Origin of the sequence: Enterobacter cloacae complex sp. FDA-CDC-AR_0164 (assembly GCF_003071645.1) — a bacterium.
Classification (GTDB): domain Bacteria; phylum Pseudomonadota; class Gammaproteobacteria; order Enterobacterales; family Enterobacteriaceae; genus Enterobacter; species Enterobacter ludwigii.
Genome location: NZ_CP028950.1, coordinates 1,911,836 through 1,929,784, shown reverse-complemented (window position 1 = coordinate 1,929,784; position 17,949 = coordinate 1,911,836). Strand labels below are relative to the sequence as shown.

Genomic DNA, 17,949 nt, shown 5'->3' with positions numbered 1-17,949 from the left:
AACAGGCTAGTTAATACGTAATAACAACAGAAATAATTAGTCTGGTATTAATTTTTACCGTTATTAGTGTATACTTGATTTTGTGATGAGGGTCACGAAACAAAGACCCCACTAAAAATTCGACGAGGTAAAGAATCATGAAAATCAAAACTACTGTAGCGGCGCTCAGCGTCCTGTCTGTCCTGTCATTCGGTGCTTTCGCCGCTGACGCTATCAATGCCGAGCAGGCACAATCCCGCCAGGCAATCGGTACGGTTTCTGTCGGCGCAATCGGCACGTCTCCAATGGACATGCATGAGATGCTGAACAAAAAAGCGGAAGAACAAGGTGCGTCATCTTATCGCATCATTGAAGCGCGTTCAGGTGACCACTGGCACGCAACCGCTGAGCTGTACAAATAAGTTTTAGTAATAACTGAAGACCAAAATCTCTACTCAACGGCACCAGGCATAAAAATAGCAGTTCAACCCTTCTCGCCGTTGAGCAAAAACCCTATTCAGGAGCAAAAACTATGAAAACCAAATTCATCATCGCAACCCTCGGTCTGGCATCCGTTCTCTCTTTCGGCGCAAGTGCAGCCGTACAGCAAGTGAACGCTGACCAGGCGCAGAATCTGCAGTCTATGGGGAGTGTGTCTGTGACGTCCGTTACCGGCTCTCCAATGGATATCCGTCAGGCACTGGCCGCTAAAGCTGAAAAAGCAGGCGCCAGCAGCTATCGCGTCACCGAGCTGAACCAGGGTGACCACTGGCATGCAACGGCTCAACTGTATAAATAAACCCTCGTCGTATCTCATCATACGACTTGCCCCTGGCCTTCTGGTCAGGGGCTTTTTTATGGCTTGATCAATGGCGCGCGTTGAAGCGTAGCTGCCCTTCCAGCTCTTCTTCCGCTTCATCAAACAGCAAAATGAGTGCGCCAAACCGTCTGCGCAACTTTTCAGGCAGATGGATAAACTCAATTTCCAGCGGTAACGGCAGCAGGCTGCCGGTCACCACGTCCCACAGCGTGTCCAGATTGGTGACGCTTTCCCGTTCAAGATCAAACACCCGGATAAATTCACGATAGAAGTCATCCTGACTGTCGATCTCGTCAAAATCAAAGGTATAGGTTTTCATTGCCAGTCACCCAGTCCAGGCGAGCGGCCTTCGCCGCCCTGATTATTATAATCCCCCAATATGCAGGGTTTTGACTTCCAGATACTCTTCCAGTCCCAGCACGGACCCTTCACGCCCAAGGCCAGACTCTTTTACCCCACCAAACGGCCCCAGCTCTGTGGAGACGGCACATTCGTTAATTCCTATCATCCCGCTTTCGATGGCCTGCGACACGCGGAAGACACGTGCCAGATTTTGGGTATAGAAGTAAGCCGCCAGGCCATATGGCGTGTTGTTGGCACGCTGGATAACCTCATCTTCCGAGGTAAAACGGAAGCAGGCCGCAACCGGGCCAAACGTCTCTTCTTCAGCCAGTTTCATGCCTTCATGGCAATCGCCCAGGACAGTTGGCATCCAGAAATTGCCGCCAAGCGAATGGGGTTTACCGCCCGCCAGAACGGTCGCCCCCCGGGCCACGGCATCTTCAACGTGTTCACGCACCTTATCGACGGCGGAGGATTCGATCAGCGGCCCCACGATGACGCCCTCTTCGAGACCATTCCCGACCTTCAGGGCCTTCACCGCATCGGCAAGCTTATTCACAAATTTGTCGTAGACGGTTTCCTGGATATAGAAACGGTTAACGCTGACGCAGACCTGGCCGGCATTGCGGAATTTATTGGCGATAGCCCCTTTAACGGCAGCCTCAATATCCGCATCTTCAAAGACGATATACGGCGCATTGCCTCCCAGCTCCATCGACACTTTCTTCATGGTTTCTGCGGCGTTACGCACCAGCGTTTTGCCGACAGAAGTCGAGCCGGTAAAGGAGATTTTCCGCACCTCATGGCTCGCCATAATCGCGTCACTGATTTCATGCGTATTCCCGGCTACGGCGTTGAGTACCCCATCCGGTACACCGGCCTGTTTTGCCAGCGTAAGCAGCGCGAAGGCGCTGAGAGGTGTGTTATTTGCCGGTTTGATTACCCCGGTACACCCTGCCGCCAGCGCCGGACCTAATTTACGGGTGAGCATGGCCATCGGGAAGTTCCACGGCGTAATCGCCGCGACCACGCCGATGGGCTCGCGGGTCGCCAGGATGCGGGAGCCCGGTTTGATCGGTGGAATAATTTCACCGTTCGCGCGCTTGGCCTCTTCGGCGAACCACTGGATAAAACTCGCGGCGTATTCCACCTCGCCTTCCGCTTCTTTCAGGGGCTTGCCCTGTTCGGTGGTCATTAAACGCCCGAGCCAGCTTTTGTTCTCAATGATCAGTTCGTACCAGCGGTAGAGAATTGCCGAACGCGCTTTCGCGGTTTTGGCGCGCCATGCCGGGAAGGCTTTGGCCGCCGCGGCAATGGCGTCTTCGGTTTCTGCTTTGCCGGCTTTGGCTACTCTGGCGATGACCTCACCGGTAGCCGGGTTCAGCACATCAAACGTCGTGTCCAGCGTTTTCCATATGCCGTTGACCAGATAACCGGTCTGAAAAAGGTGATTATCCTGAAGCGCCTGGGTTGTCATGTGTCCTCCCTTCCTGAATGTAAGAGCATGCTGGAATAAGTATAGCCACAAAAAAACCGACGCTTTTGGCGTCGGCTTTTTTACTTCAGTCAGTTATCCGTAAGGGCGTTCTGATAGCGATGCAGCATAAACACCAGCCGTCCTACCGGCTCTGTCACCTGAGGCGGTGCTTCCCAGACTTTCAGCTTCTCCTGGTAGATATCCAGCTCTTCAAGCAGTTGCTTAAAGTAACGACGTCGTTTGTCATCGCTGGAGGCAGAAAGCACGTGGTCGGCCGTCCGACGCAGCTGGCGGTGGAAAGCCGACAGATCGTCATTGATGGGCACGGGGGCATTACGTAAACGCTGGTGCGCGATAATCATGGTCAAGGCCAGACGGAACTTGGCGATGTCACCCGGGAACTTGTTCAGCAGTAAAAACAGCTGCTGATAGAGCGCCGGCAGGTGGTTCTCTTTGCGACGCGCGGTATTGGTGGTCATGGACGACACGGCAGCCGAGACAAACTGATTCAACAGCACGCGGCCCGTCCGTGCCTGAGAGTTATCCCGCACCAGCAGAATGACCATCATCGCCAGGAAACAACCCACCAGCTGACCTAAGGCGCTGTCTAAGAACTGGCTGAAATGGAAGGTTATCGGGTTATCCAGCACAATGATGTTAATCGTACTGGCCAGGGCACCCAATGAACCCAGCCGGCGCTTTTGCACTTCGATTCCGATAAAGAATGCCATCACCGCGAGGCTAATACAGAGCAGTAACATGCTCTGCTGGGTTGAGGGAATGATCACCAGAAAATAGAACGCGCCAATCGGCAGTGCAGCAATTGTGCCGAACAGGAAATCAATGGCCACCATGCGCGGATTCGGAAGACGCATCGCCAACGCGGTAACGACGGCGATCATCACCATCGCGCCGCTGCCGGAGGTCCAGCCGGTCCACAGCCAGAACAGCGTGCCGAGCATACAGGCAAGCGTTGTTCGCCAGAAGTTAACCATTGCGTGATGGCGTTCGGCGGATTCTGCCTTGATCACCACTTCACCCTGCAGCACCTCTTCTTCTACCGCGCTGATTTTGGTGTTACTGATCACACCGCGTTTCAGCAACAGGTAGCGCGTCGCGGCCCCGACCCAGGTATAGATCGTCACTGGCGTATCACGATCCCCGGTCCAGGCAATGACCCGGCGCATGCGTTTAAGCTGTTTGTGTACGTCCTGCACGGTTTCCACCGGCTCAGCAAACAGCTCGCGGAAGGTATCGGTTACCGCGTCCGGGCGGGTGTTTTGGATCAGATAGGTTTCACACGCCTGGGTAATCAGCGTTAAGGAGACGGTGTTGATGGCTTTAAGGCGGCGGTTGGCACGGGCCCAGCGCGAAGACTCCATGTTCAGATTGCTGCGCATTCCTTCCAGCGCCGTGGTGCGGCGCACCAGAGCGCTCCAGGCTTTATCGACCTCTTCGCTGTCACCATGCTTAATACAGAGCTGCATCAACTGATACTGGGCAACAATCAGCGCATCCAGTTCACGATCCACTTCCTGCTTAATGGAGCGAGGAGAGAAAAGCAGGTCAGCGACAATGGCACTGACAATACCGATGACAATCTCACTGCAGCGCTCTACGGCAAACTGTGGGGCAAGCAGCGGTTCGCTTTGAATGGTGATGATAATAATCAGCGCGGTATAACCGGCCAGCCCCCAGGCGTAGGAGTTCTCCACCTTCACCAGTGACGAGAGCCAGGTGCAGAAGCCCGCCCAGATACAGCACACCATCAGCATCAGCAGCGGCGTGCGGATCATCAATATGATGATGGTCAGTGCGGCGAAACAGCCAATAAATGTCCCGATGATGCGCAGCATCCCACGGTAGCGGATCGCCCCGGAGTAAGGTTCCCCGCCCGCAGCAAAGGCAGGCCCTGCCGCGACAATCGCCGCCGTCAGTACGGCCCAGCGGGGGGTTTCCAGCTGAAAGTGGAAGCCGACAAACAGCGCCAGCACAATGGCACACGCCAGCTTAACGGCGAAGCGAATGTGCTGGCTGGCGATGGAAAAGATACCCATAACGATTAACCAAACTCGCGCAGGCGATGGGCAATTTTACGGAAGATGGAGTCCTGGCTGGCGTCACGGTCTTTTTCACCGGTGATCACCACCGTCGCCGTGGTCCCGGCAGGCCACAGATTGCCCTGCTGTTCATCCAGATGGATACGCACCGGCACACGCTGGGCCAGACGTACCCATTCCAGGTTGGAATCCACCGTCGCCATCCCTTTAGTATCGTTAGAGCTGCTGGAGTTAGTGACCCCCGCGGCTACGCTGTCGACGGTGCCTTTCAGCACACGATTGCTGCCAAGCGGCGTAATTTCAGCCCGGAACCCCGGACGCACGCCTTCCAGTTTGGTCTCTTCCATATAGGCGAGCACGTAGAAGGAGTTCTGTTTAACCAGCGCCACGGCGGTTGAGCCGCGGGTGATAAACTCCCCGGCATAAACATTCAGGTTGGTGATCCAGCCGTCGGCAGGTGCGCGGATCACGGTGCGCTCAAGATCGAGCCGGGCAAGATCGCGCGTCGCTTGCGCTTTGGCCAGCTGATGCAACACGGTTTGCAGGACGTTATTGGACTGGTCAATCTCTTCGCGGGACATCGCCTGAACACCCAGTTGGTTACGGCGACCTGCCTCACGGCGTTTCTCGGAAGCCAGCGCCTGATAATAGGCCACATCCGCTTCAGCTTCTTCTAACGCTTTCTGATAACGCGGCTGGTCGATGGTGAAGAGTACCTGATCTTTTTTCACCAGCTGGTTATCGTGGACATTGACCGCAGTGATGAGACCCGCCACGTCGGGGGCGATTGCCACGACATCGGCGCTAAAGCGCGCATCTCGCGTCCACGGTGATTCAGTGTAATAGACCCAGGCGCGGAAAATAGCGATGAACGCGAGGATAACGAGCGCCATGGTGATGGCAGTGCGGGAGATTTTTCTTGTTAGCGTTTTCACATCAACCTCAGACAAACATGCGCGATATCAGGTAAAACAGGCAGCAATACAGCGCGGTATTGAACAATGCAGGATGCCAGACAAAATCGTAGATCCCGGTGGGGACCAGCACCTTGCGCACCAGCCAGAAAATCGCCAGTGATAAAAGAAGCTCGAAAAATATCGGTGGGAACGACAAACCGAACACCACGATAACGGGAAACAGACTCATGTTGACCTTGATTAGAGAGAGTGCAGGCTTCAGACTTTTTTAGCGCACGCCACCGCAGGAGAGCAAGAAACGCCGGGCGAGAATGGCGCAGCCGTTATGTAATTAATAATATATTAACGTAACTGTTATGCTGTTATCTATAATATGTGATCTAAATCACTTTTAAGTCAGAGTTAACAATGGAACGTCTAAAACGGATGTCGGTCTTTGCCAAAGTGGTTGAACTTGGCTCTTTTACCGCCGCTGCACGTCAGCTTCAGATGAGCGTCTCTTCCATCAGCCAGACCGTGTCCAAACTGGAAGATGAGCTGCAGGTCAAGCTACTCAACCGTAGCACCCGCAGCATTGGGCTGACGGAAGCGGGTAAGATTTACTATCAGGGTTGTCGCCGCATGCTGCTCGAAGTGCAGGATGTGCACGAACAACTTTACGCCTTCAACAACACGCCTATCGGTACGCTGCGCATCGGTTGTTCTTCAACTATGGCACAAAATGTTCTCGCCGCCATGACCGCTGACATGCTGAAAGAGTACCCGGGATTAACCGTCAATCTGGTCACGGGCATTCCCGCCCCGGACCTGATTGCCGACGGGCTGGACGTGGTGATCCGCGTGGGGGCATTGCAGGACTCCAGCCTCTTCTCCCGGCGGCTGGGCAGTATGCCAATGGTGGTCTGCGCCTCGAAAAGCTATCTGGCTCAGTACGGGGTGCCGGAGAAACCCGCCGATCTCACCAACCACTCCTGGCTGGAGTACAGCGTTCGCCCCGACAATGAATTTGAGCTGATTGCCCCGGAAGGGATTTCCACCAGACTGCTGCCGGAAGGACGGTTCGTCACCAACGATCCGATGACTATTTCGCGCTGGCTGGTGGCCGGTGCCGGGATCGCGTATGTGCCGTTAATGTGGGTGATCAACGAGATCAACAGCGGTGTACTGGAGATCCTCTTCCCGCGCTATCAATCCGATCCGCGTCCGGTGTACGCGTTGTATACCGAGAAAGACAAACTGCCGCTCAAGGTTCAGGTGTGCATAAACTATCTGACCGAGTATTTTGTGGACGTGGCGGAGTTGTTTCAGGGAATGCGCGAAAGACGAAAGGAATAACCTTTAATTTCCGAAATGTATATTTGTGATGAATATTCCAGGATGATACAGACCGTCATTCAGGAATATTCCTTCACCCCTGCCAGGAATAGCGAATTGACACTGCCGCCATCTGCGCCTTACCTTATAAACAGTCTGACAGTCAGGCTGTTATTAATTTGTTACCGATATGAATAATAAAATGTATTTCTCAGGATGACGTTAAACAAGGAAAAGAAATGAATATATTTGAACAAACACCGCCTTCACGCAGGCGCTATGGACTCGCCGCGTTCATTGGTTTGATTGCAGGGATTGTCTCCGCCTTCGTAAAATGGGGAGCAGAGGTGCCGCTTCCGCCGCGAAGCCCTACCGATTTATTCACCAGCGCATGCGGACCGGAGCAATTAATAAGAGCCGCAGGTCAGATTGATTGTTCCCGCAATTTTTTAAATCCTCCTTATGTATTTTTACGCGACTGGCTGGGCATTGCTGACCCTAACGCCGCGGTTTATACCTTTGCCGGACATATATTTAACGCGGTCGGCGTAACACATATTATTTTCTCTATCGTCTTTGCTGTAGGGTATTGTGTAGTTGCTGAAGTCTTCCCAAAAATTAAACTCTGGCAAGGTTTACTGGCGGGTGCGTTAGCTCAGCTTTTTGTTCACATGATCTCCTTCCCGCTGATGGGGCTGACACCCCCGCTGTTCGAACTGCCCTGGTACGAACACGTCTCAGAGATCGTGGGGCATTTGATCTGGTTCTGGTCGATTGAAATCATTCGTCGTGACCTACGTAACCGCATCACGCACGAGCCCGACCCGGAGATCCCGCTGGGTAACGCACGTTAAAAAAATGGCGCGACTTTTACAGTCGCGCCATTTTTTTCAGATTGGTTCAGGTCAGGCGGTGCCGCCCACCGTCAGGTTATCCACTTTCAGCGTTGGCTGACCGACGCCAACCGGCAGGCTCTGGCCCTCTTTACCGCAAACACCAACGCCGTTATCCAGTTTCAGATCGTTACCGACCATGGAGATCTGCTGCATGGCTTCAATACCGGAGCCAATCAGGGTCGCCCCTTTCACCGCTTTGGTCACTTTGCCTTTCTCAATCAGATACGCTTCTGAAGTGGAGAAGACGAACTTACCAGAGGTGATATCCACCTGACCGCCACCAAAGTTTGGCGCGAAGATGCCGTAATCAACGGACTCGATGATCTCCTGCGGTGTGGATTTACCCGGCAACATGTAGGTGTTCGTCATACGCGGCATCGGCAGATGTGCGTAGGATTCACGACGGCCGTTGCCCGTTGGCGCAACGCCCATCAGACGCGCGTTGAGTTTGTCCTGCATGTAGCCTTTCAGTACGCCATTTTCGATCAGCACGTTGTACTGCCCGGGCGTACCTTCATCGTCGATTGAAATCGAGCCACGGCGATCCTGCATCGTGCCGTCATCAACCACGGTACAGAGTTCAGAAGAGACGCGTTGTCCCATCTGGCCGCTGAATACGGAGGTGCCGCGACGGTTAAAATCGCCTTCCAGGCCGTGGCCCACCGCTTCGTGCAGCAGCACGCCAGGCCAGCCTGCGCCGAGTACCACCGGTAATGTACCGGCGGGTGCCGCCACGGCAGACAGGTTCACCAGCGCCATGCGCACGGCTTCTTTTGCCCACGCGTCAGCGCGTGCTTCACCGTCAACATCGCCCAGGAACCAGTCATAACCAAAACGACCGCCGCCACCACTTGAACCGCGCTCACGTTTACCGTCGTCTTCAACCTGCACGCTGACAGAAAGACGTACCAGCGGACGCACATCCGCTGCCAGCGTGCCGTCTGTCGCCGCGACCAGGATCAGTTCATAGACACCGCTCAGGCTGGCAGAGACTTCCTGCACGCGTTTATCCGCAGCGCGTGCGACTTTATCCACGCGACGCAGGATATCCAGTTTCTCTTCACGGCTCATGCTCTGCAGGGGATCGATACTGGTATAGAGCGCAGAGTGCTGCACTTCGCCCAGCGTCTTCACGCGACCGTCACCGGTTTCGCGCACGATAGTCCGCGCAGCCAGCGCGCTCTGCTCCAGTGCGGCCAGGCTAATCTGGTCGGCATAAGCAAAACCGGTTTTCTCGCCGCTGACGGCACGTACACCGACACCCTGGTCAATGTTATAAGAGCCATCTTTAATGATGCTGTCTTCTAAAACCCAGGATTCGTGATAGCTCGACTGGAAATAGAGATCGCCGTAGTCGAGACGGCGTTCGGTCAGTTGACCAAGAATGGAGAACAGGTCCTGATGGCTCAGGCCGTTCGCTGCGAGCAAATGTTCACTTACCAGGTTCAGACTCATTGTATTGCTACTCGTTCGTTGCCGCCCGTGGCGGTATATAAATCGTATTTATTGAGAGTGAGGCAATTACCTGCCCACGTCAAATCATTGCTGTGCATCTTTGCGCGGCTGGCGCAACACTTCATTAATCTGCGGTTTATCCACCGGCCCGGTGATGCGATAGCGCAGAATAGAGACTTTGCTCCACAGCGGCCCCAGCACTTTACTGGCGGCAAACACCGCCGCACCGACAATCGGGTTCACCACAAAAGCCGCCGCGACGCCGACGGTGGCAGAAATTTCAGGTGCTACCACCGCTTCCATATCCAGTTCGCGGCGCACGAGGTTGACCGAGCCTTTCATCGCAATATCCGCTTCCAGGCCGTCCACCAGCGTATCGTCGGTATGCAGCACCCCGTCTTTGATCCATGCCGTACTGCGGATAGAGTCGTAATAGAAACCTTCGCTGAAGGTATCGCTAAAGTCGAAACGCAGCTTACGCAGCAGTGCATCAAAGCTCAACAGACGCAGTATCTGGCCCGCATGCCCGGTACTCACATCGGCAATTTCACCCTTGCCAAAGCGGGTTTTCAGAATGCCGTTCAGCGAGGCTTCATCCGGCGTCCACGGTGCCGCACGCCAGTGGAGATCGTAATTCACGTCAAATGATGACCCCCGCAGCGGCGTGCTGATGCCAAAGAAGTTAGCCACGGAATCCAGTTTATTGCCCTTGATGTCGCCCTTCAAAGAGGTTCGCTGCTCGCCCGGGTTATTAACCCACTCCCCGGCGGCCCTCAGACGGCCAAAGCCGGTGTCGATAAGCCCGCCCGCAAGGCTCAGCGTATTCCCCTTAATGGCGAAATCGCCGTCAATACGGCCATACTTTTGACCCCAAAGCCAGCACTCAGCACAGCGTAGCTGGAGATCGGGCCAGCCGCTGAAGTCGATACGGGTTGGGTTATTCAACGGCGCCGTATTTGACGGACGATCTTTTCCGCTCGCGGTGGCCGGGTTGTAGTAAAGATAGCGAATCGCCGCCTGCCACGGCGCGTTGTCGCGCATGGTCAGCGTGCCATTGATCTCCCGGCCCTGGGCTTCGACTTTTGAACCGTTCGCCGTCGGCTGCGAAACAATGCTCAGGTTATTCCACTGCTGTCCACCCAGCATCAGCGACGGCGTACGAACAGTAATGCTCTGCGGGAACTGGGCAGCCTCATCAACGTTTTGGCCCACGCCCTTCTGGAACAGGGCCAGCCACTCGGCCCCGTCCATTGGCGGCAGATTAAGCTCAATGCCGGTGTGATCGGGCAGCGGCGGCGTGGTGCGGCTGTCCGTCGTCCAGATGGCTCTGTCGAGCGTGAGCTTACGGTTAAGCAGCCAGCGGCTGTTGAAATGGTTTTTCTCACCCGCACTACCGGTCAGCGCGAAGCTGTTAAGATTGCCATCGACGTTAACCTTTATTGGCAGCGGTTGACCGGACGATTTATCCAGCGGTGCAGGCAACTGGCTCTGAATGTTTTTCAGATCGCCAGTGATATCAACTTTATAGCGCGCACCGGCGTGATAAGGCAGTTCAATTGCCACCTTGCCATTCCAGGAGACTGCACCGTTAACGGACTCCTCAATCGGCTTCGGCAGAACATCCATGCGCGATGGCTGCCAGTTGCCGTCCAGGTTGACGGCTACCTGATAAGCTTTCTCTCCCTCGGTGGTCGAGAAATCGATATTCACAGGCTGATTAAACCAGCTGGCCGTGAGCGGCTCGCTCTTCAGGTTACCGTTCTCAAAGCTAAACTGCCCGCTGAGGTTCTTCAGGGTGCTTTCAAGCGGCTTAATATACAGACTGTTGTTATTGAGACGGACGTCGCCTTTGGCGGTGGTCATTTCACCGTCGAGCGGGATATCAAGATGTAAGCGAGCACTCACATCGCCATCCAGCTGCAGCTGCTGAAGGGTGGCTGCCAGTGACTCTTTCAGCGGCGTGTCTTCAAAATAGGGGCCGACCGCTTTCCCGGGGCCGTTAATGTCGGCATCGATCAAAAGCTTCTCTTTTGAGTAATCCGGAATGTTTGCCGTCAGGTTACTGGCCGTTACGCCGCCCAGCGCCACGTTGTCTGCCTTCATCCATAATCCGTCATTGATAAAATTAAGTTCAATGTCGAGATTTTTCAGCGCAGGCCAACCCGGCTGGAAGGCGAAGGTGGCGTTGTGCAGCGGCACCAGCACCTGGAATTGACCTTCATTGTGCTTGTACGGGAAAAGATGCGGATTACCGCCGTAGACCAGGGTGGCATTATCCGCCTGACCGCCCTGGATCGCGCCGCTCAGATAGTCCACCAGCGCTTTGCCCATCAGGTTCTCGGGGAAGTAGCGCCAGGCCTGAGAACCGTCGTTAGTGCTGATCCCGGCCAGAATACCCAGCCACGGCTCTTCACCTTCAGGCTGCAGATAGCGGAAATCGCCACGCGCATGCACCGCTTTGGCTTTCACATCGATATGGCGCCCATCCAGCTGGAAGCCTTTATCGTTACGCAGCCAGTTGAGCACCGCATTGCCTTGTTCAATTTCCAGCGGCGCACGGAAGACCGTTTCGTAAGGCATTCTGGCGTCATGCATATCGACCGTTAGCCTGCCGTTCTCAACGCTCCCTTCCAGCTTACCGCTGAAGTTTTCCGCGCCCGGTAACATCTTCCACTGCTTCCAGGCCAGACCTTTCCATGCGGCCTGAAAACGGGTCTTTTCCGTGGCCTGAAGCGGGATATCCAGCGCCAGCGAATCTATCTTTCCGCTTGGCTGCGTTGCCAGCCAGATCTCACCCAGGTCCGGAGAGAGCTTGGCGGCCATCGAGCGCAGACCTTCTATTGCGGCCAGATCAAGGTTGCTGGCGCGAATACGCAGCTCGTCACTGCGTTTGCTGGTCGCCCCACCGACATCCTGCTCCGGCATCCAGGCCAGCGTCAGAGCACCGCGCGGCCAGGGTTTGTTATCCATGGTGATGCGTGTGTCCGGAATGGCAAACTGCCAGCCCTCTTTCTCTTTCGTCACGTGCGCGGTGAGGTTATCGACCGAAAGTTGATGCTGCTGTTTTTCGCCCTTCCAGCTTGCGCCACCCTGCTTAAGCCAGATATCGCCGCTGGCAAATACCCCTTTCGTCAGGGTCATCCAGCCTTCAAGGCTAAAACGGGCGGTTTCCAGCTGCATATTTTGCTGTAACCAGTCGCCGAGCCACGGCTTAACATCCACGTCGTCGGCCTGCAGCCATACCTTGCCGTTATTTAACAAACCGTCGTCGTCGCGCAGATCCATACGAACCTGCATCACGCCATGCTGGCCGTTCAGGCTGGAGAGATTCACCTGTCCTTCCGCGCGATGGCGTTCTTTGCCGTTAAGCCAGGTCAGCTGTGGGATCGCCAGTTCAGCGCGCTGCCCGGAGAGGGTAATAAAGCTCACTTCGCTGTCGCGCAGATCGAAATGATCGAACTGACGCAGGAAGAGATCGCTGAAGCGGTTGGTTTCAAGGCTCTGATTGCTATCGCCGCCGGACAGCGGGGTATTGGTCAGAAACTGAAGCTGATAAAAGGTGAGATCGCGGAACTGCCAGCGAAAATGGAGCAGGCTTTGCCAGACATCCAGCGCCAGGGTGACGCGTTTGATTTTCAGATAGCCGCCATCTTTCAGGCTGGCATTGATATCCCGGACATCAAGCGTCGGACCAAAATTCTGCCAGCTGGCGCTTATCTGGCTCACGTCAACCGGGACACCGGTGGTGGATTCGATTTTTGCCAGCAGCTGCGGACGCCAGCTGTCCAGATGCGGTAAAACGAGGCGCAGCCCGCTCACGAGCAACGCGACAATCACGACCAGCGTTGCCCCTGTAAGCAATAAAATCCCCGGCAATCGCCTCACTCATCTCTCCTTGTCAGCTTTGGTCACGCGGCGTACCGCGTCTTACATCATCACGACGTCAAACTGCTCCTGGTTATAGAGCGGTTCGATTTGAACTTTTACCTGTTTGCCGACAAAGATTTCCACTTCCGCCAGCGCGTGCGACTCTTCGCCTTTCAGCGCTTCAGCCACCGCAGGGGAAGCATAGACCAGAAAACGATCGGAGTCGTAGGCATGATGAACGCGAACGATTTCACGCATGATCTCGTAGCAGACGGTCTCAACCGTCTTTACTGTGCCACGTCCGTGGCAGGTTGGGCATTCATTGCACAGCACATGCTCCACGCTTTCGCGGGTACGCTTACGCGTCATTTCCACCAGCCCCAGCTGTGAGAAGCCGTTGATGCTGGTTTTCACGCGATCTTTACTCAGCGCCTGCTCCAGCGAGTGCAGCACACGACGGCGATGGTCTTCATTACTCATATCGATAAAGTCGATGATGATAATGCCACCCAGATTGCGCAGGCGAAGCTGGCGGGCGATGGCCTGCGTGGCTTCGATGTTGGTATTAAAGATGGTGTCATCCAGGTTGCGATGGCCGACAAACGCGCCGGTGTTGATATCCACCGTCGTCATCGCTTCGGTCTGATCGATGATCAGATAGCCGCCAGACTTCAGTTCAACCTTGCGTTCCAGCGCTCGCTGGATCTCATTTTCGACGTCATAGAGATCGAAGATAGGCTGACGCCCCGTGTAATGCTCCAGCAGGCCAGGCATTTCGGGAATGTATTCGGCAGTAAATTCCAGCAGTGCTTCATAGGTCAGGCGGGAATCCACGCGAATTCTGTCGAGCTGTGCATCGGCAAAATCACGCAGGACGCGCTGAGCAAGCGCCAGTTCGCCGTAAAGCTGGTAGCGGGTCTGGTTGCGTTTTTTACGCTCCATGACTTTGGTCCAGACGCGCTTGAGGTAGGCCGCATCAGACGCCAGATCGTCTTCACTGATCCCTTCTGCGGCGGTACGGATGATAAACCCGCCCTGTTCATCGCAGTAAGCGCTGACCACTTTTTTAAGACGCTCGCGCTCGCTTTCGCTCTCAATGCGCTGCGAAACGCCCACGTGCGACGCGCCAGGCATAAAGACCAGATAACGGGAAGGCAAGGTAATGTCGGTAGTCAGACGGGCGCCTTTCGTGCCCAGCGGATCTTTGACGACCTGCACCATCAGATCCTGGCCCTGACGCACCAGTTCGGAGATATCGCGCACGGCAAACTGCTTTTGCTCTTCGCCCGCGACGCACTCGGTATGCGGCATAATGTCGGAGGCATGTAAAAATGCCGCCTTATCCAGTCCAATATCTACAAAAGCCGCCTGCATACCCGGTAGTACACGACTGACACGACCTTTGTAGATATTGCCTACTATTCCGCGCCGCGCTTCACGCTCAATATGAATTTCCTGAAGAATGCCACCATCAATATAGGCCACACGGGTTTCCGATGGCGTTACGTTTACCAACAATTCAGCCGTCATAATTATCCCTTCCCTCACGCAGTGAGTTAAAATTGCTCAGCAACTCATACGTTTCCACCAGCGGTAAGCCGACTACGGCGTGATAGCTGCCATTAATCTTCCTGACAAAACAGCCACCCAGCCCCTGAATACCGTATGCACCTGCCTTATCCATCGGTTCACCGCTGGTGATATAAGCGGCGATCTCGTCGTCGGTAAGTACTCTGAATGTCACGTCCGTCACCACAAGGCAATCCAGCACGTGCTGGCTGTCCGCCAGCGCGACGGCGGTCATTACCTGATGTGTTTGTCCGGACATTTTGCGCAGCATGCGCGCCGCATGTTCAGCGTCGTGCGGTTTCTCAAGCACTTCACCGTTAAGAATAACGATGGTATCTGCCCCCAGCACCGGCAAGTCACGCGGCGTTTGCGCCACGCCTGCCTGCGCTTTCTCACGCGCCAGTCGAGAAACGTACTGCTGGGCACTTTCGCCTTCAGCGCGTTTCTCTTCGATGCCCGTAACGATGCGTTCAAAGGAGACGCCCAGCTGAGTGAGCAACTCCTGACGACGCGGAGAACCAGAAGCAAGATATAGAGACGTCATAGAAACCTTTTATTGCACAGCAAACTGCTGGCGAACCTTACGCATCAGCAGGAACAGCCACGGCCAGAGCACACCATTTACTACACTACTCCAGAACACTTCCGGTCGGAAAGAGACGTTGATCACTAAAAACTCTGCCCAGAAAACAACGATATCCGCAGCAAGCGACAACAACATCACCACCAGCGCCTGTTGCCAGAGCGCGAGGTTACGAAAGAGCTGGAATTTAAGTGCGACGAGGTACGCAATAATACTCATGGACAAGGCGCGCACGCCAAGCGTAGAGCCACTAATGAGATCCAGTATGGCACCCATCACAAAACCTGTGCCGACATTTACGCGGTGCGGCAGGGCAAGGATCCAGTAGAGCAAAATGAGCAATACCCAGTTTGGCCGGAAAACGAGAATGTCGTCCGGCCAGGGCATGATTTGCAGTAACAGCGCAATGAGAAATGAGAGCCAGATAACCCAGCGTCCCTGGCTACGGTAACTTGCCACTACTGCCCTCCCGAGGAGAGTTTAGGCGGTGGCGGTGCATCCGGCAGCGGCTGCGTTAGCCCCGTAGCAGGGGCCGGTACTGGCGCAGGGGGTCCCATGGCATCCGGTGCCGGCAGAACCTGCGGCATCATTTGCATCAGGCGTTCATTCGCGACGCGATGAACATCTTCAGGCGTCATGGGGTTAGCACCATTGCGGTCGGCGCCCCACAGCAGCAGCAGGTAGCGAAGACGCTGTAAACCCGCGGTTGGACGCGCCTGAATCACGGTATAGGCACGCTGCGTATCAAGCTTCACCGAAGAGACAACCGCAACCGGATACCCTTCAGGGAAACGTCCACCCAGACCCGACGTCACCAGAACGTCGCCCACACGAATGTCCGTGTTAGCCGGCAGATGTTCCAGCTGGAGATCGTCGGTACACCCGTTACCGGCCGCGATGACGCGAATGTCATTACGCAGTACCTGAATCGGCAACGCATGCGTGGCATCGCAGATCAGCAGAACGCGGCTGGTCAGTTTGGCCACAGCAACAACCTGGCCTACAACGCCTTTATCACTGATAACAGGCTGACCTTCATACACACCGTTCACGCTTCCTTTGTCGATCACAACCTGATCGCTGTAGGGATCGTTGACGGTGGAGATCACCTGCGTCACCATCTTCTGCTCATCCTGACGCAGCGGCGAGCCAAGCAGCTCACGCAGACGCGCGTTTTCCTGCTTATATTGTCCCAGCATCAGCAGCTCGCTGTTTTTCAACAGCAGTTCCTGACGTAATGCCCGGTTTTCGAGTTCGAGTTGGTCACGTGAAGACAACGTTTGGGAAACGGAGTCGAGCAACTCACGGGGACCATTTGAAATAAAGTAGAAAGGACTGACGGCGGTATCCATGTACGTTCTGATCTGACTGAACGTACCGAGGCGGCTATCGGCAATAATGACCCCAAGCGCAACCAGGACCGCCAGAATGAGGCGAAACTGTAGCGATGGGCCACGGCTAAAAATTGGCTTCATAGGCTATGCGTATTCTCGTGTCAGAGAGAAAGGGTAGCGATACGCTACCCTTTCACAATGACTACTCTTCGCTGAACAAGTCGCCGCCGTGCATGTCGATCATTTCCAGCGCCTTGCCACCACCACGGGCGACGCAAGTCAGTGGATCTTCTGCAACTACGACAGGAATACCTGTCTCTTCCATTAACAGGCGGTCGAGGTTACGCAGCAGCGCACCACCACCGGTCAGAACCATACCGCGCTCGGAGATGTCAGACGCCAGTTCTGGTGGGCACTGTTCCAGAGCAACCATCACTGCGCTCACGATACCGGTCAGAGGTTCCTGCAGCGCTTCCAGAATTTCGTTGGAGTTCAGGGTAAAGCCGCGTGGAACACCTTCAGCCAGGTTACGGCCGCGAACTTCGATTTCACGCACTTCATCGCCCGGGTAAGCGGAACCGATTTCATGCTTGATACGCTCAGCGGTCGCTTCGCCGATCAGGGATCCGTAGTTACGACGCACATAATTAATGATGGCTTCGTCGAAACGATCGCCACCGATACGCACGGAAGAGGAGTACACCACGCCGTTCAGGGAGATAACGGCCACTTCAGTGGTACCACCACCGATATCCACCACCATAGAACCGGTCGCTTCAGAAACAGGCAGACCCGCACCGATTGCCGCCGCCATTGGCTCTTCAATCAGGAACACTTCACGCGCGCCTGCACCCTGGGCTGATTCACGGATTGCGCGACGTTCAACCTGGGTGGCGCCAACCGGCACACACACCAGAACACGCGGGCTTGGGCGCATGAAGCTGTTGCTGTGAACCTGCTTGATGAAGTGCTGAAGCATTTTTTCAGTCACGAAGAAGTCAGCGATAACGCCGTCTTTCATTGGGCGGATTGCGGCGATGTTGCCAGGGGTACGTCCCAGCATCTGCTTCGCGTCATGACCCACAGCGGCTACGCTTTTCGGCGAGCCGGCACGATCCTGACGAATGGCCACAACGGAAGGCTCATTCAATACGATGCCTTGTCCTTTAACGTAAATAAGGGTATTCGCGGTACCCAGGTCAATGGACAGGTCATTGGAAAACATGCCACGAAATTTTTTCAACATACTAAGGGATAATCCTGAAAGCTGGGGCGGAAAACAAAATCCGCTTACTTTACCAACCACACGCAGCAGCGACAAGGCGCAAAAATCATC

Annotated in this window: 16 protein-coding genes; 4 read left to right on the top strand and 12 right to left on the bottom strand. The window is 55.0% G+C overall.

Annotation, left to right across the window (positions count from 1 at the left end; genetic code table 11):
• Window positions 1-137 precede the first annotated feature (137 nt).
• Together yhcN (AM410_RS09470) and yhcN (AM410_RS09465) are read left to right on the top strand one after the other, a co-directional pair.
• The gene (gene yhcN / locus AM410_RS09470) at window positions 138-401 is read left to right on the top strand and encodes a peroxide/acid stress response protein YhcN (protein ID WP_014171848.1); all 264 of its coding nucleotides are present in this window, start codon (window positions 138-140) and stop codon (window positions 399-401) included.
• Between the two features lie 110 nt (window positions 402-511).
• The gene (gene yhcN / locus AM410_RS09465; protein WP_014171849.1) at window positions 512-778 is read left to right on the top strand and encodes a peroxide/acid stress response protein YhcN; all 267 of its coding nucleotides are present in this window, start codon (window positions 512-514) and stop codon (window positions 776-778) included.
• Window positions 779-845: 67 nt separating this feature from the next.
• Here the strand turns inward: yhcN (AM410_RS09465) and AM410_RS09460 are convergent, their stop codons facing one another.
• From AM410_RS09460 to aaeX, 5 genes are all read right to left on the bottom strand, one after another.
• Entirely contained in the window at window positions 846-1,118 is a 273-nt protein-coding gene (locus tag AM410_RS09460; RefSeq protein ID WP_014171850.1) for a barstar family protein, read from the bottom strand.
• A 45-nt stretch (window positions 1,119-1,163) separates the two neighbouring features.
• On the bottom strand, window positions 1,164-2,618 hold the full coding sequence (locus AM410_RS09455) for an NAD-dependent succinate-semialdehyde dehydrogenase (protein ID WP_025202906.1): 1,455 nt from the start codon (window positions 2,616-2,618) through the stop codon (window positions 1,164-1,166).
• Between the two features lie 89 nt (window positions 2,619-2,707).
• A complete protein-coding gene (gene aaeB, locus AM410_RS09450) occupies window positions 2,708-4,675 on the bottom strand; it encodes a p-hydroxybenzoic acid efflux pump subunit AaeB (RefSeq protein WP_108647752.1) in 1,968 nt (655 codons plus the stop codon).
• A gap of 5 nt (window positions 4,676-4,680) precedes the next feature.
• The gene (gene aaeA, locus AM410_RS09445; protein WP_020883509.1) at window positions 4,681-5,613 is read right to left on the bottom strand and encodes a p-hydroxybenzoic acid efflux pump subunit AaeA; all 933 of its coding nucleotides are present in this window, start codon (window positions 5,611-5,613) and stop codon (window positions 4,681-4,683) included.
• A gap of 7 nt (window positions 5,614-5,620) precedes the next feature.
• A complete protein-coding gene (gene aaeX / locus AM410_RS09440; protein ID WP_003860416.1) occupies window positions 5,621-5,824 on the bottom strand; it encodes a p-hydroxybenzoic acid efflux pump operon protein AaeX in 204 nt (67 codons plus the stop codon).
• 179 nt (window positions 5,825-6,003) lie between these two features.
• Here aaeX and aaeR point away from each other — a divergent pair, with 179 nt between their 5' ends.
• On the top strand, window positions 6,004-6,930 hold the full coding sequence (gene aaeR / locus AM410_RS09435) for an HTH-type transcriptional activator AaeR (protein ID WP_014171854.1): 927 nt from the start codon (window positions 6,004-6,006) through the stop codon (window positions 6,928-6,930).
• Window positions 6,931-7,148: 218 nt separating this feature from the next.
• Window positions 7,149-7,763, top strand: coding sequence for a YagU family protein (locus tag AM410_RS09430; protein ID WP_020883508.1), 615 nt, complete (start codon window positions 7,149-7,151; stop codon window positions 7,761-7,763).
• Between the two features lie 51 nt (window positions 7,764-7,814).
• On the opposite strand, the gene tldD is transcribed toward AM410_RS09430, so the two are convergent.
• The 7 genes from tldD to mreB form a co-directional block, all read right to left on the bottom strand.
• The gene (tldD, locus tag AM410_RS09425; protein WP_014171856.1) at window positions 7,815-9,260 is read right to left on the bottom strand and encodes a metalloprotease TldD; all 1,446 of its coding nucleotides are present in this window, start codon (window positions 9,258-9,260) and stop codon (window positions 7,815-7,817) included.
• A gap of 84 nt (window positions 9,261-9,344) precedes the next feature.
• Window positions 9,345-13,145, bottom strand: a complete 3,801-nt coding sequence (gene yhdP, locus AM410_RS09420) for an AsmA2 domain-containing protein YhdP (protein WP_049021931.1) — start codon at window positions 13,143-13,145, stop codon at window positions 9,345-9,347.
• A 42-nt stretch (window positions 13,146-13,187) separates the two neighbouring features.
• Window positions 13,188-14,657, bottom strand: a complete 1,470-nt coding sequence (gene rng, locus AM410_RS09415; protein WP_014885432.1) for a ribonuclease G — start codon at window positions 14,655-14,657, stop codon at window positions 13,188-13,190.
• Entirely contained in the window at window positions 14,647-15,240 is a 594-nt protein-coding gene (locus AM410_RS09410; protein WP_014171859.1) for a Maf family protein, read from the bottom strand. Before AM410_RS09410 ends, rng begins: the two co-directional genes overlap by 11 nt.
• A 9-nt stretch (window positions 15,241-15,249) precedes the next feature.
• Window positions 15,250-15,738 carry a rod shape-determining protein MreD gene (mreD, locus tag AM410_RS09405; protein ID WP_014071997.1) on the bottom strand — a complete coding sequence of 163 codons (489 nt, stop codon included), beginning with the start codon at window positions 15,736-15,738 and terminating at the stop codon, window positions 15,250-15,252.
• Window positions 15,738-16,754, bottom strand: a complete 1,017-nt coding sequence (mreC, locus tag AM410_RS09400; protein ID WP_014171860.1) for a rod shape-determining protein MreC — start codon at window positions 16,752-16,754, stop codon at window positions 15,738-15,740. Before mreC ends, mreD begins: the two co-directional genes overlap by 1 nt.
• 61 nt (window positions 16,755-16,815) lie before the next feature.
• On the bottom strand, window positions 16,816-17,859 hold the full coding sequence (gene mreB / locus AM410_RS09395) for a rod shape-determining protein MreB (protein ID WP_000913396.1): 1,044 nt from the start codon (window positions 17,857-17,859) through the stop codon (window positions 16,816-16,818).
• Window positions 17,860-17,949 lie beyond the last annotated feature (90 nt).

Excerpts from the sequence above, each read along its gene's own strand:
- yhcN (WP_014171849.1), top strand. The coding sequence starts at position 512 with ATGAAAACCAAATTCATCATCGCAACCCTCGGTCTGGCATCCGTTCTC.
- mreB (WP_000913396.1), bottom strand. The coding sequence starts at position 17,859 with ATGTTGAAAAAATTTCGTGGCATGTTTTCCAATGACCTGTCCATTGAC.
- AM410_RS09455 (WP_025202906.1), bottom strand. The coding sequence starts at position 2,618 with ATGACAACCCAGGCGCTTCAGGATAATCACCTTTTTCAGACCGGTTAT.
- AM410_RS09430 (WP_020883508.1), top strand. The coding sequence starts at position 7,149 with ATGAATATATTTGAACAAACACCGCCTTCACGCAGGCGCTATGGACTC.
- yhcN (WP_014171848.1), top strand. The coding sequence starts at position 138 with ATGAAAATCAAAACTACTGTAGCGGCGCTCAGCGTCCTGTCTGTCCTG.
- mreC (WP_014171860.1), bottom strand. The coding sequence starts at position 16,754 with ATGAAGCCAATTTTTAGCCGTGGCCCATCGCTACAGTTTCGCCTCATT.
- aaeX (WP_003860416.1), bottom strand. The coding sequence starts at position 5,824 with ATGAGTCTGTTTCCCGTTATCGTGGTGTTCGGTTTGTCGTTCCCACCG.
- rng (WP_014885432.1), bottom strand. The coding sequence starts at position 14,657 with ATGACGGCTGAATTGTTGGTAAACGTAACGCCATCGGAAACCCGTGTG.
- tldD (WP_014171856.1), bottom strand. The coding sequence starts at position 9,260 with ATGAGTCTGAACCTGGTAAGTGAACATTTGCTCGCAGCGAACGGCCTG.
- aaeR (WP_014171854.1), top strand. The coding sequence starts at position 6,004 with ATGGAACGTCTAAAACGGATGTCGGTCTTTGCCAAAGTGGTTGAACTT.
- aaeB (WP_108647752.1), bottom strand. The coding sequence starts at position 4,675 with ATGGGTATCTTTTCCATCGCCAGCCAGCACATTCGCTTCGCCGTTAAG.
- AM410_RS09410 (WP_014171859.1), bottom strand. The coding sequence starts at position 15,240 with ATGACGTCTCTATATCTTGCTTCTGGTTCTCCGCGTCGTCAGGAGTTG.
- AM410_RS09460 (WP_014171850.1), bottom strand. The coding sequence starts at position 1,118 with ATGAAAACCTATACCTTTGATTTTGACGAGATCGACAGTCAGGATGAC.